This is a genomic window from Aerococcus sp. 1KP-2016, assembly GCF_002252085.1.
Classification (GTDB): domain Bacteria; phylum Bacillota; class Bacilli; order Lactobacillales; family Aerococcaceae; genus Aerococcus.
Genome location: NZ_NEEY01000007.1, coordinates 30,349 through 43,650, shown reverse-complemented (window position 1 = coordinate 43,650; position 13,302 = coordinate 30,349). Strand labels below are relative to the sequence as shown.

Sequence of the window (13,302 nt, the reverse complement as noted above, 5' to 3'; positions counted from 1 at the left end):
CATCTTTTATTCGGCAACTGCTACAGCTTCAATTTCCACTAAAGCCCCTTTAGGAATTGCTGCAACTTCAAATGCTGCGCGCGCAGGCGTCACACCAGTGAAGAATTCAGCATATACTTCGTTCATCGCAGCAAAGTCATCAATATTATCCAACAATACAGTTGTTTTCACAACATTCGATAAATCCAAACCAGCTTCTTGTAAAATTGCTTGGATATTGGTTAATGATTGACGTGTTTGGCTTTGAATATCAGTACCCGCAAATTCACCCGTAGCTGGATCAATTGGTAATTGACCTGATACGTATACTGTACCATTGGCTTTTACGGCTTGTGAGTATGGCCCTAGGGCTGCGGGTGCGTTAGTTGTTGCGATTGCTTCTTTTGTCATGTGGCATCTCCTCTAATCTAACCTTAATCTCTCTTCTATTATGTAACAAATTGATTTAATTGTCGAGGGTAAATTAGTGATTGGTTATTTTCATATCGTGCGGATTTTATTTCAATTTTTAGTTTCCTTTTACGGTGATTTTGGCTACTTTTTGATGAAATAGTAGCCCTTTTTTCTAATTGTGGAACTATTGTTAACAATAGTTTCCACAATTGACATTGGGGTGTTTTATTTTGCTAAATAGTTTCGCATTTTCGCTTATATGCATTTCAATACATACAATCGTCATGAATTACGGGTGAAAATCCTACGCATAACAAAAAAAGACCCATCGCCGGAGCAATGGGTCTTTTTAATTGGTTGAAGCTTATGCTTCTGGATCTGCGTTTGAGTCTTTGAAACCGTATTTTTTGTTGAAACGGTCCACACGACCATCGGCTTGTGTGAATTTTTGACGTCCAGTGTAGAATGGATGTGAGTCAGATGAAGTTTCAACACGGATCAATGGGTAAGTGTTACCATCTTCCCATTCAACTGTTTCGTTTGAAGAAACTGTTGAACCTGATAAGAATTTGAAACCTGTACTAGTATCCATAAATACTACTGGATGATAATCTGGATGAATATCTTGTTTCATAAGTTTGTACTCTCCTTTTCGCCCTGAACTTCCTCAGCCCAGAGATTATTTTTAACATAACACGAGTAGTCTATCACAATGAGCTATCACTTTCAAGTATATTTTTAACTTTTACGTTTATTTTTATCCTTGTTTAGGAAGGCATCCAAGCGGTCGACAAACTGTTCATTGTTTTCTGTTTTTTTCATTTCTTTTAGCATTTCATTGGTATATACCAACATGTCGCCCTTCATGGTTTGACGTAACTTCCATAGAACTTTCAAGGTTGGTTCATCCAGCAATAATTCTTCACGACGTGTGGAAGAACGACGAATATCGATGGCAGGAAAGACGCGACTTTCTGCTAAATCTCGGTTTAAATGAATTTCCGCATTCCCCGTTCCCTTGAATTCTTCATAAATCATATCGTCCATGCGGGACCCAGTGTCAACAAGTGCCGTTGCTAAAATAGTTAGGCTACCCCCATCTTCAATGTTTCGGGCAGAACCGAAAAATTTCTTAGGTTTGTAAAAAGCTGCTGGGTCAATCCCACCTGACAATGTCCGGCCACTTGGTTTTTCGACCAAGTTGTAAGCACGCGCTAGTCTGGTGATGGAGTCCATTAAAATCACAACATCACGTTTGTCTTCGACTAAACGACGTGCGCGTTCTAATACCAGTTCGGCCACACGTACATGATTTTCTGGCCGTTGATCAAAGGTCGAAGATACTACCTCGCCTTTAATTGAGCGTTCAATATCGGTTACTTCTTCCGGACGTTCATCAATTAAAAGCATAATTAATTCAACCTCTGGATGATTTGTGGTAATCCCATTGGCAATTTCTTTCATTAAAATCGTTTTACCTGCCTTAGGAGGTGCCACGATTAAGCCACGTTGACCAAAGCCAACAGGTGAAATCAAATCAATCATACGCGCTGACAAGCGTCCTGGTGTTGATTCTAACTTTAACTGACGGTCTGGATAAATTGGTGTAAGTGCTGGGAAATGCGCACGTTCTTTGGCTTCGTCTGGATCTTTACCGTTGACAGCATATACATGCATCAAACCAAGATAACGTTCGCTCGCTTTTGGTGGTCGTGCTGTTCCTGAAATAAGATCACCGTTCCGTAAACCAAAACGACGAATTTGTGAGTTAGAAATATAGATATCTTCTTGACTCGCAGAATAGTTAATTGGACGTAAGAAACCAAAATCGGTGCCCGTAATATCTAATATCCCTTCAACGTTCATAAATCCTTGACTTACTTCCTGCGCACGCAAGACAGCCATGATTAATTCACGTTTGTTCATTTGACTGTAGTAAGGAATCTTATATGTTTTGGCATATTCGTAGATGTCCTTCAGTGTCATTGCCTGAAGATGATTCAATCTTAATGTTTCGGCTTCTTTTTGTTCTTCAATTTCATTTGTTGACATAATAGAACCTTCATTTCTATGGGAATATGGCGACATCATAAAAGAAATTATCATGTGCCTGGGGAAAAGCTTGGTCGATGGCGTATGCCTTTTAGCATGTGCATTTGTAAGCCAAAAACACATTTTGCCCTAAAAATAGGAAAAGTCCCTATGTAGCTATAGGGACTCAGGTTTTCCAATTACTTTGGAAATGATAATTAGTCTAGGGCAGAGTAGTCAAAATGAACTAACTCGATGTCTGCTCCGACTGCTGCTAATTTTTTATCGATATGATCATAACCACGTAAGATATTACCTGCACCAAATAATTCTGTTTCGCCTTCAGCCATTAAAGCTGCAATCACTAGACTAGCACCTGCACGTAAGTCAGAAGCAGTCACTGTTGCACCTGTAAAGGCATTTGGACCTGTATATGAAATTTGATCATTTTGAACAGAGATATTTGCGCCCATACGTGCTAATTCTGGTACATGTTTCACACGTTTTGGATAGATCGTATCTAAGATTTTCCCTGAACCTGTTGCTGTTAATAACAGAGGTGTCATTGGTTGTTGTAAGTCTGTTGCGAATCCTGGGTATGGCGCTGTTGTAATGTCGACAGCTTTTAGTTGACCATTTGTTGGATGAACGTAGATGGCATCATCAGTGATGTCCATCTTCACACCCATTTCACGTAATTTCGCTAAGAAACTTTCGATATGTTCAGCAATCACATTCTTAATTGTGACACCATCACCTAATGTAGCAGCAGCGGCAATATAAGTACCCGCTTCGATACGGTCAGGAATTTGTTGATGAGATGTACCGTGCATTTCAGCTACACCTTCAACTCGAATAGTTGAAGTACCTACACCCTTGATTTTGGCACCCATTTTATTTAAGAGCATGGCAATACCAATGATTTCTGGTTCGCGTGCCGCATTTTCAATAATTGTTGTACCTTGTGCACGAGATGCAGCTAACATAATGTTGATTGTAGCACCAACGCTGACAGCATCTAGGTAGATTTCAGCACCTACTAGACCCTTGCCATCTGTTGTTAAATGCATGGCACCAAGTTCGTTCGTTACTGTCGCACCTAAGGCTTCAAAACCTTTCAAGTGTAAATCCATTGGACGTGGTCCTAAATTACAACCACCTGGTAAACCTACGACACCTTCGCCGTACTTACCTAATAAGGCACCCATAAAGTAGTATGACGCACGTAAACTTTGAATTTTACCGTTTGGCATTGGGATATTTTCCATATGCGTTGGATCGATTCGGATGACATTTTCACTGAATTCTACGTCTACATTAAAGTCTTTAAGAATTTCAATTAAAGCAAATACGTCATCAATTTCTGGTACACCTTCAATTACAACAGGTGAATCTGCCATAATTGCTGCGGGAATTAAGGCAACCGCACTGTTCTTAGCTCCGGAAACCGTAATTTCTCCCTTTAAAGGATTACCACCCTTGATGATAAACTTTTCCATTAAAAAACTCCTCACTCATCATTTTTGTTTTTTGTTTTCTTTCAATTTTAGTCTTTCACAGATTGTTATCTATAAGATAAAGGACAAGTATGTCCTAACGATTAGCCCACTTGTCCCAATTAGCGTAATAATGCATGGTTGATTATACCTAATTCTAGGTCATATAACTAGCATAGTCGCCAATTTTAATGGATTTTTTAACTTCTGTGTTATTTTCTTTGCAAAAAATACAGACAGTCAACTAACCTTTGTCCGTCTATTATAACCTATAAGGGGCTAAATGTTCATTTTTAGCTATCAAAATTGACCGCATTTACTCATTTAAGTGATTTTTAGTAAAATTTCAATACAAAAAAAGAGCAATAACCCAAAGGCTATTGCTCAACATGTATATAGAACAAGTTATTCGCTCTAAAGAGTGAATTATGCTTTGTTGCTTGAACCAAACATACGTAAAGTTTGACGAGCAGTTTCAACGATAGCAGCTTTACCGGGTGCTAACACTTTACGTGGGTCGTAAACTTTATCGTCGTTGTTTAAGTTTTCACGAACAGCAGCAGTGAAAACAATTTGTAATTCAGTGTTCACGTTGATTTTAGCGTGGCCACGTTCGATTGCTTTCTTAACTTGCGCTTCAGGAATACCAGAACCACCGTGTAATACTAATGGTACGTTAGTGTATTCAGAAATTTCTTTCATTTCATCGAAACCTAAAACAGGTTCACCAGAGTAAGGACCGTGAACTGAACCTAATGCAGCTGCTAAAGCATCTACGCCAGCTTCGTCAACGATACGTTTACATTCTTCTTTATCTGCGTAGTTGATTCCAGCAGTAACGCCATCTTCAGTACCACCAACAGTACCAACTTCACCTTCAACAGAAACACCGCGTTCGTGAGCGTATTCTACAACTTGTTTAGTCATAGCTACGTTGTCATCGATTGGGTGGTGAGAACCGTCGATCATAACTGAAGTATATCCAGCATCAATTGCACGTTTAGCAGATTCAAAAGATGAACCATGGTCTAAATGCAAAGCAACTGGTACAGTAATATTCATGTTTTCAACTAAAGCTTTTACCATAGCGGCTACAACTTCTGGGCCACCCATGTATTTGCCGGCACCTTCAGAAACACCTAAGATTACTGGTGAGTTTTCTGCTTGTGCTGCTTCTAATACAGCTTGAGTCCATTCCAAGTTGTTAATATTTAATTGTGCTACTGCGTATTTACCGTCTTTTGCTTTTGTAAGCATGTCGACCATATTTTCTAATGGCATAAATAGATCCCCCTGATTTTTAATTTTGATGTGCTCGTGCTTATTGTAACCCTTATCAATTGCATTTTACAAGAGTTTTGACTCATAAAAAATTAAATATTAATTGATGCCATAAAATAACCATTCGCAAACGCATACATCGTTTTTATTATTCTGTTCATACAATTTTTGCAATAATAATCCTAATCGTTTATAGGCTTTTTTGACTGAAAATAATCATTCTCCCCTAAACCAGGCTATTCCACTGACTAAGACTGGCTAGCACTCGAATCTTCATCAGTAGCAATAGCCGCAGTGGTTGTATCTGCTACTTCTGCATCACTTGCACCACTTTTAGCATCAGCTTCCACAGCGTTTTTGTCATCGTGACTCCATGCACCATTCATTGAAGCGCTAGTTGAAGCATCAGTTGTATCTTCCTCAATTTTCACTAACTTTTGTCCTGTTTGTTCTAGATACCACTCAATTACAGGTTGCAAGTCTAAAACATGCTCGTTGATTCCACGATACTTACCATCTTCATCATGAATAGCCACATAATTATGGACAACATAATTTTCTTTATGGATTGGTACGTGTACATGAACACCTTCCATGTTTCCTGACCGCAATTGAGAGATTACCCAAGAAACGTTCTTCACAGCACGTGGTGGGTGAACAGCACCAAGTGGGCTACCAACATCTTTTTCGTAACGAGAAGCAAACATGTCTTGACCAGGCTTCACGCGATTATAATAGATGTATTGGTTATTTTCATCTGCATAAGTCAATTCAAGTGGAATTGTCTTTAGGAACCAGTTTAATTGGTCTACTGTTAACAACCCTCTATCCAGTTTCACATAGGTATCGCCTTCGACAGCGCCCACTTTTGCTGCAGCTTGCTCAACCCAATCCGGTGCGGTCATGTCTACACCCTCAATGGTTGTGTCACAATGCTTAGTTGCAGTTAAATCTTCCTCAGGGAATACGGGGTTATCTTTAAGTGGTTGAACAGATTCAACGTATTTCATAAACTTCTCTAAGCTACCTTTCAAGAAACTTACAGTGCTAGGTTCAACTAAATCACCATTAGCGTTGATTGCCTCTTTACAATTTCCTAATAGGAACTCTTGCCCTGGCATGACTAAAGCATCAATTCCTGGTGCCTCAAGAATTTGACGTAAGTGTAATTGTGATCGTGATGTTCCTTGATCTAGATAAGAAGCACCGATGATTTTTACAGGTTTGTTTTTCAATGGATGAATTGTGAAGGATAACCATTCCAATGCACTCTTCAATGGCCCTGGCGTTGTATGGTTGTGCTCCGCTGTAGCAATAATCACACCATCTGCTTGGCGGATTTTCCGATTCAATGTATGAACAGGCCCCTCCGTCGCTAACTCCGGGTTATCTTGGTTAAATAAAGGTATTTGGTCAATTTCAAGAATCTCTAGATCAAATAAATCAGTGAATTCTCTTTGAATATATTGTAATAATAAACGGTTATATGATTTTTCAGCAGTTGAGCCAACAATTCCAACAATTTTCATTTTGTCACCCTAGTCCTTTCTACTTGGTCCACTCGTAGTTTTCAGCAGCTGCTTTTGTATCAGTTCTTAGCTGCGTAAATTCTTGTGTATGATCAATAAATTGAATAAATTCTTTAAAAATAGCTTCTAATTGTTCAACAGATTTTTGGTCACTTAAATCACCATCATCATCAAAAGCTTGTAAAGAATTTCCTAATAAAAATTCTGAATTTGGTATCACACGTGCTCTAATATCTGGTGAGTCTAGAATTTGGCGCAAGTGCATTTGTGCTCTAGAAGATCCTAAACGACCGTTAGAAGCACCAGTAATCATAATTGGTTTATCTGCTAAGGGATAAATATAATAGCTTAACCAATGTAAGGCATTAGTTAGTGAAGAAGTAATGGAATGATTATATTCTGCAGCACTAATAATGACCGCATCTGCTTGCTCGATTTTTTTCGCGTCCTCTTCAACAATATTTGGAAGTGTCTTATCTTCTGGTTTAGTAAATATTGGATAATCACGGATTTCCAATAATTCAATTTCAGCTTGATCTGCAAAATGTTTCTGAATATATTTAAGAAGTTTTCTATTAGTAGATTTCTTAGAATTTGTACCTACGATTCCGATAATATGCTTCATGATTTTCTGTCCTTTCTTATAGTAGAAATATAACCTGCTAACAAATAAGTTCGACTTTGCTCTCTAAACCAGATGTATAGGTGATTTGTCCTTGTTGGTCAACAACCAACACTTCAATCTGGTCTATTTGTTCTGCTTGATTGATAATTGCTTCCTTAGATAAGGGAAACAATCGCGTAGTCCAAATCTCACCATCTAACGAAGATTCACTTACCACAGTGACACTGCGAACGTCCGCTTGAAAGGGCTTACCATTTGTGGAATCTAAAATATGGTGGTAAAGATGTCCATCCTGTTCGAATACACGTACGTAATCCCCTGACGTTACAACCGATCGGTTACTTAAATCGACAATAGCCTTGTGATAACCACGCGTTTGGTCGGGATCTTGGATACCTATACGCCATTGTGTACTTTCTGTATGATTGGGTCGATGGCCATAGAATCTAAGGTTACCGCCAAGATTAATAGATGCCCTGGTTACGCCTTGATCTTTGAAATAAGCGATAATTTGATCTGCTGCATACCCTTTTGCAAGCGCACCTAGATCAATCGACATCCCTGGCTTAGCAAGGTAAACTGTTTTTTCTATTTCATCCAGATGAATGTCATTCGGGTCTACTAAAGTCAGCCGGTCATCAATCTCTTGTTGGCTAGGTTTACGATAATCCGCAAAACCAATCCGCCACAAGTTAACTAAAGGCCCAATAGCTATATTTAGCTTTCGTTCCGATGCAATACTTTCTTTTTTACCGATTTGAATGAGATGAAATAGCTCTGGATGAACGCGTACAGCCTTTAATCCTGCCATTTGATTAACCGCCATTAATTCAGAAGATAGGTCATTCGCTGAAAAACGCGCTTCCAATTGAAACAAACGCTGGACTGCAGCAAGTAATAAAGAATTACTATTTGGATGGTCAACCATTAGGTCAATCGTCGTACCCATCAAATTTATAGAATGCCGTTGCTCAAAGTCCAAATCACTAGCCTCCAACTCCTTAAACCTCTTCCACCCTAAATAGTAGAAAGTAACCAAAAACTAAACCGCAAACGCCTACAAAAATTTGTACACCTCTTAACGGCATAAGTAACATTGATAAACCCATCACAAGATAAGTTGTCATTAGGATATGAACTTTTTTGCGCTTGCTGATACCACCTTGTCGCTTAAATTCGCCAACATACCGTCCATACAAACGAGTAGATTCTAACCAGTTTTTAAATTGCGGTGAACTTCGCGTGAAAAACCAGCCAGCAAGCAACAAGAAAGGAGTTGTCGGTAGAACAGGTAATATGACACCTACACTTCCTAGGACCACACTTAGCAAGCCCAATATTAGAAAACCCTTTTCTTTAATAGTCCTCATTTTCATTCCTCACCTCTTGAGAAAACATTCACATGATAGGTCTACCTCAAATTACCAAATTACATTTATTTCGTCAATGAAATATCCAAATACTAAAAAGAGAGTGCAACATTTGTGTTACACCCTCTAAAATATGTCTTATTTTATTATCAATCTTGAACAAAATTGTATTACTTATCTAGCGCCTTATGACGAATATTTAATTGATGTTGTTCATAGTTTGCTTGCTTTAGTTGCGGCAAACTCATCATAGCGATAAAGCTGACTAGATAAAGGCTTGCTAAGAAAAGCATTACCATACCTACACCTGAAGCATCTAAGATAAAACCAATGATAACTGATGAAAAACCACCCACTGCACGTCCAACATTCAAAATAGTATTATTGGCGATGGCATTCACTTTAAATGGATACAAACGAGAAATCATTGCACCATAGCCAGCAAACATGCCGTTTACGAAGAAACCTACAATAGCGCCTCCGATTAAGATGGTGAATGCTGAATTGGCAAAGGTGAACAGATACACTGAAACTGCTGATGCAATTAAATACATACCATAAGACAATCTTGGTCCTAGTCTATCTAAAATTTGCCCAAATGTCAGCATGCCCAAGCACATACCCAAGATTGTCGTTACCATCCAAGTAGATGACCCAGAAACTGTCACACCAACTTGTTCTTGCATGATTGTTGGTAACCAGTTCATCATCCCAAAGTAGCCAGCGATTTGAACAGTTGTCATCACCATTAAGATGATTGTTTGATAGGTTTGCCCTGGTGTCTTAAATAATTCGCTAATAGAAGGTTTTTCATTTTCATTAATATCTACTAGGTCTTCTGTGACTTCATCTGTATTAATCCCTAATTCATCTTCTTTAATAGTTAATTTCGCCCATACCACCACTAGGATTGGTAAGATACCGAATAGGAATAAGCCTCTCCAACCAAGTGTTGGCACGATAAAACCTGCAAGTAAGGCTGATGAAATTGATCCGATTTGACCGACAATCCCATTTAAGGATGAAATTCTCCCTAACTGTTTAGCCGGCACAAGTCCAGCCATGATGGAAATCGCTACACCGTACTCACCACCAACCCCGATACCCGCGATAAAGCGTAGTAGGTATAGGTATTGAATATTCGGCGTGAAGAAGATTAAAGCTGTTGCGATAGAGAAAGTTAGAATCGTTAAGTAGAAAACCTTCATTTTGTCCCAACGGTCAGCTAAGACCCCGAATAGTAAACCTCCAGCTAACATCCCTAAGTTGGTAATTGTCGCGATCCAGCCGGCAGCTACACTTGAAATCCCTAGTTGGCTGATGATAGATGACATTGAAAATGATAAGAACATCACGTTCAAATCATCTGTCCCTGATGCAACAATAGCAGCAATCAAGGCATTACGTTGCGATTTGTTTAATTTGTGATCTTCCGCTTGTAATGCCTCTTCTCTTGTATTCTTTTCGATTATTTTTTCCATTTTTGTACTCCTTTTTTGGTAAAACTGGTGTAATTCCCTCATTTAATCACCATAAAAATAAAAATGGGCAAAAAAAAATAAGGTTGTAAATCTGGTAAAGCTATTTATATAGTAGAATTATCCACATTAACCGTGAATTTCTGACCAAGCTTTCGGATCCTTATACCAATCCATCAACTTGTCATAGTACGGTGATAATTTAGGATCTTGCACGGCATGATCAAGGATTTTGACATAGTTCGTTAGCGTTAGTAGTGGGTACCCTGCTGCTTCAAAAGCATCCTTACTTGCTGGTAATAGGTAGTCAAAGATAGCAACTACAGCTAAGACTTGACCGCCAGCTTCTTGGACTTTATCCGCTGCTTTAATGACGCTACCACCTGTTGAAATTAGGTCTTCAATAATAACAACCTTATCTCCTGCGTTCAAAGCACCTTCAATGGCATTTTGTTTACCATGATCCTTAGCCGAAGAACGAACATAAATCATTGGTAAGTTTAACCGATCACTCACAAACGCTGCATGTGGTATGCCCGCTGTTGCAGTACCTGCAATCACATCAACATCCGGGAAATTTTCTTTGATTAAGTCTGCTAAGGCATCCTCAATTACTGAACGCACTTCAGGAAAAGACATGATTAAACGGTTATCTGTATAGATTGGCGACTTCAAACCACTTGCCCATGTATAGGGTTCGTCTGGACTAAAGTTCACAGCTTTAATTTCTAATAATTTTTGGGCAACTAAGTCCGCTTTTGCTAATGTCATGAAAATCCTCCTTATTTTTGTCCTGACCAGTCACTTACAATTTGGTGATAGGTTGCTACAGCATCATCAGCTTGCGTAATGGGGCGGCCAACGACGATATAATCTGACCCGCTACGTGATGCTTTTGCCGGTGTCATAATTCGTTTTTGGTCATCTGCAACTGAACTATCCAATCGAATACCAGGCGTAACCGTCAAGAAGTCTGGTCCGCAAGCGGCTTTAATCGCAGCTGCTTCAAGTGGTGAACATACAACACCATCTAAGCCGGCTGCTTTCGTTAGTTCAGCATAGCGTAATACTGAATCTAAAACTTCACCAGGAATGCCTTGCTCTTGATTCATTTGGTCTGTCGATGTTGACGTCAATTGCGTCACACTAATTAATAATGGACGTTTGCCGTTAGATCCAGCTTCTAAACCGCGTAAGGCAGCTGCCATCATCTCTTTTCCACCTGCTGCATGTACATTCACCATCGCAACACCCGTGCTGGCTAGAATCGCCATAGCGCGTTCAACCGTGTTAGGAATATCGTGTAATTTTAAATCTAGGAAAATATCATGTCCTTGGGCTTGAATACGCTCTAGGAAGGGCTTGCCACCCGCATAGAATAGCTCCATACCCACCTTTACATTCAGTTGCTGACCCTCAAATTGTTGTAAAAAATTAAACAGGTCCTCTTGGTTGGAAAAATCTAGGGCAATAATCGGTTTCTTCGGATCCACAGGGCACTTCCTTTCCATAAATACAAGTTTGTTTTCTAAAAATGGGCAAAAAAAAATAACCAACAACGAAAACAGGTTGCTGATTATACTAGCCGATGCCGGTTATGAAAAATGTTCGCTTTTATTGATCTGGGTACAAATATCGGCGAACAGCTCTGATAAGAAGGGCCATCTTTGTTTCGCTAGTTCAGTTCTCCCCGTTTTTTACTCTGTTGGCTATTTTACAGAGATATCCAAACAAAGTCAACACTTATTTTTAGAAAATTTTAATTATTTTTCTCAGGAAAATTGTAAAATGAAATGCATAAGGAAATAAACAAAAAAATCATGTAGATACGATATACTTGTTAGCAACCAAACCAAAAGTATAAGGGGTATCTACATGACCAAAAATAATTGTATCACAGAAAAGCGCACCTTCAAACAACTTACTGACATCCAACGCGGAATGCTGGAACAGATGGTAAAAAGCGGCACCTATAAACAAGCTGAAATGGCGCGAGAATTAGGGGTCAGCCAACCCACTGTTTCTCGTGAGTTGAAACGCGGTAGAACGCGCCAGCTTGACTATAAGCGCAATTATTACGAGCAGTATATTGCCGCCTCAGGCGCACGGGTTTATAAAGAAAATCGTGAGAACTCGCATGCGCGGGATCATAATAAATATTCTGCGGCTTTCCTTGCTGCCTTACCTGAAAATCTAGCACCCAAGAAGGGGTTGCGGATTCATAGTGTGGATACTTTTGTACACTCTTATAGAAAGTTGCACCCTGACGAACGCGTACCATGCACGAAGACCGTTTACGCTTTGATAAATGCTGCCGTACTTCCAATCCGTAATATCGATTTGCCTATGAAGACTAGGATGCGGCCACGAAAAACAACCGTTTCTGAACCTAAAGGTCATAACGCTAAACACTTGGGACGCAGTATCGAAGAACGCTCTCCAGAAGTACTCTCGAGGGAAGAATTTGGGCATTGGGAAGTTGATTTAGTATTAGGTAAGAAAACAAAAAATGAGCCTGTCATCATCACTATGGTTGAACGGAAAACACGCTACTGCCTCACTAAGAAAGTTTGGGGAAAAGGCGCAGCGCTGGTTCAAAAAGGCGTGCTTGACTTGATGAAAAAACAGGGGCTAGAACAGTTCAAGTCACTCACAACTGATAACGGCTCTGAGTTTTCAAGTCTGTCTCTTATCGAAAGCATCGCTGAAGACGTTCAGGTTTTCTTTACTCATGCGTATGCTTCTTGGGAGAAAGGAACGAACGAAAGGCATAACCGCATGCTCCGAGAATTTATCCCAAAGGGAGTCACTCTGCGTCCATTGTCCTATTCGTATTTACTGGAAGTAACCGATACGATCAACCACAGACCAAGAAAAATAATGGGCTATACAACACCTGCAGAACGCCTTCAGGAAGAACTGGCCGATTTACAAGCAGCTTAAGGTGTTTTGTTGGTTCTATAGGATAAGAGAATAGATTAGCTGAGTCAAGAGCCGCTTTGCTCCTTCTCTTGACTCAGCTAACCTATCCTCTTGGGTCAGAACCACCAACAACTCACCTGAAAAATGGTAAGGGATGAAACACTCCCTGCCGTCAAT

At 39.6% G+C, this 13,302-nt stretch carries 13 protein-coding genes; 1 reads left to right on the top strand and 12 read right to left on the bottom strand.

Features of this window, described 5'->3' with window-relative positions; translation table 11 throughout:
- Window positions 1–6: 6 nt before the first annotated feature.
- From B9P78_RS02705 to pyrF, 12 genes are all read right to left on the bottom strand, one after another.
- Window positions 7–390 (bottom strand): RidA family protein, encoded by a 384-nt coding sequence (locus B9P78_RS02705; RefSeq protein ID WP_094518026.1) that lies wholly within the window; start codon window positions 388–390, stop codon window positions 7–9.
- A 367-nt stretch (window positions 391–757) separates the two neighbouring features.
- Complete coding sequence (locus B9P78_RS02700) at window positions 758–1,027, bottom strand: type B 50S ribosomal protein L31 (RefSeq protein WP_094518025.1); 270 nt, start codon at window positions 1,025–1,027, stop codon at window positions 758–760.
- Between the two features lie 104 nt (window positions 1,028–1,131).
- Complete coding sequence (gene rho / locus B9P78_RS02695) at window positions 1,132–2,445, bottom strand: transcription termination factor Rho (protein ID WP_094518024.1); 1,314 nt, start codon at window positions 2,443–2,445, stop codon at window positions 1,132–1,134.
- Window positions 2,446–2,642: 197 nt separating this feature from the next.
- The gene (locus tag B9P78_RS02690) at window positions 2,643–3,923 is read right to left on the bottom strand and encodes a UDP-N-acetylglucosamine 1-carboxyvinyltransferase (protein WP_094518023.1); all 1,281 of its coding nucleotides are present in this window, start codon (window positions 3,921–3,923) and stop codon (window positions 2,643–2,645) included.
- A 423-nt stretch (window positions 3,924–4,346) separates the two neighbouring features.
- Window positions 4,347–5,201 (bottom strand): class II fructose-1,6-bisphosphate aldolase, encoded by an 855-nt coding sequence (gene fba / locus B9P78_RS02685; protein WP_094518022.1) that lies wholly within the window; start codon window positions 5,199–5,201, stop codon window positions 4,347–4,349.
- Between the two features lie 248 nt (window positions 5,202–5,449).
- On the bottom strand, window positions 5,450–6,730 hold the full coding sequence (locus B9P78_RS02680; protein ID WP_016897841.1) for an NAD(P)H-dependent oxidoreductase: 1,281 nt from the start codon (window positions 6,728–6,730) through the stop codon (window positions 5,450–5,452).
- A gap of 19 nt (window positions 6,731–6,749) precedes the next feature.
- Window positions 6,750–7,355: an NADPH-dependent FMN reductase gene (locus B9P78_RS02675; RefSeq protein ID WP_016897842.1), complete on the bottom strand. Its 606-nt coding sequence runs from the start codon at window positions 7,353–7,355 to the stop codon at window positions 6,750–6,752.
- A gap of 37 nt (window positions 7,356–7,392) precedes the next feature.
- On the bottom strand, window positions 7,393–8,337 hold the full coding sequence (locus B9P78_RS02670; RefSeq protein ID WP_094518021.1) for an FAD:protein FMN transferase: 945 nt from the start codon (window positions 8,335–8,337) through the stop codon (window positions 7,393–7,395).
- 19 nt (window positions 8,338–8,356) lie between these two features.
- A complete protein-coding gene (locus tag B9P78_RS02665) occupies window positions 8,357–8,731 on the bottom strand; it encodes a YbaN family protein (RefSeq protein WP_094518020.1) in 375 nt (124 codons plus the stop codon).
- A 164-nt stretch (window positions 8,732–8,895) separates the two neighbouring features.
- Window positions 8,896–10,206, bottom strand: coding sequence for an MFS transporter (locus tag B9P78_RS02660; RefSeq protein WP_094518019.1), 1,311 nt, complete (start codon window positions 10,204–10,206; stop codon window positions 8,896–8,898).
- Window positions 10,207–10,332: 126 nt separating this feature from the next.
- The gene (gene pyrE, locus B9P78_RS02655) at window positions 10,333–10,974 is read right to left on the bottom strand and encodes an orotate phosphoribosyltransferase (protein ID WP_094518018.1); all 642 of its coding nucleotides are present in this window, start codon (window positions 10,972–10,974) and stop codon (window positions 10,333–10,335) included.
- 11 nt (window positions 10,975–10,985) lie between these two features.
- Window positions 10,986–11,696 (bottom strand): orotidine-5'-phosphate decarboxylase, encoded by a 711-nt coding sequence (gene pyrF / locus B9P78_RS02650; protein ID WP_094518017.1) that lies wholly within the window; start codon window positions 11,694–11,696, stop codon window positions 10,986–10,988.
- A 382-nt stretch (window positions 11,697–12,078) separates the two neighbouring features.
- On the opposite strand from pyrF, the gene B9P78_RS02645 reads away from it, so the two are divergent.
- Entirely contained in the window at window positions 12,079–13,146 is a 1,068-nt protein-coding gene (locus tag B9P78_RS02645) for an IS30 family transposase (RefSeq protein WP_094518016.1), read from the top strand.
- Window positions 13,147–13,302: the final 156 nt, after the last annotated feature.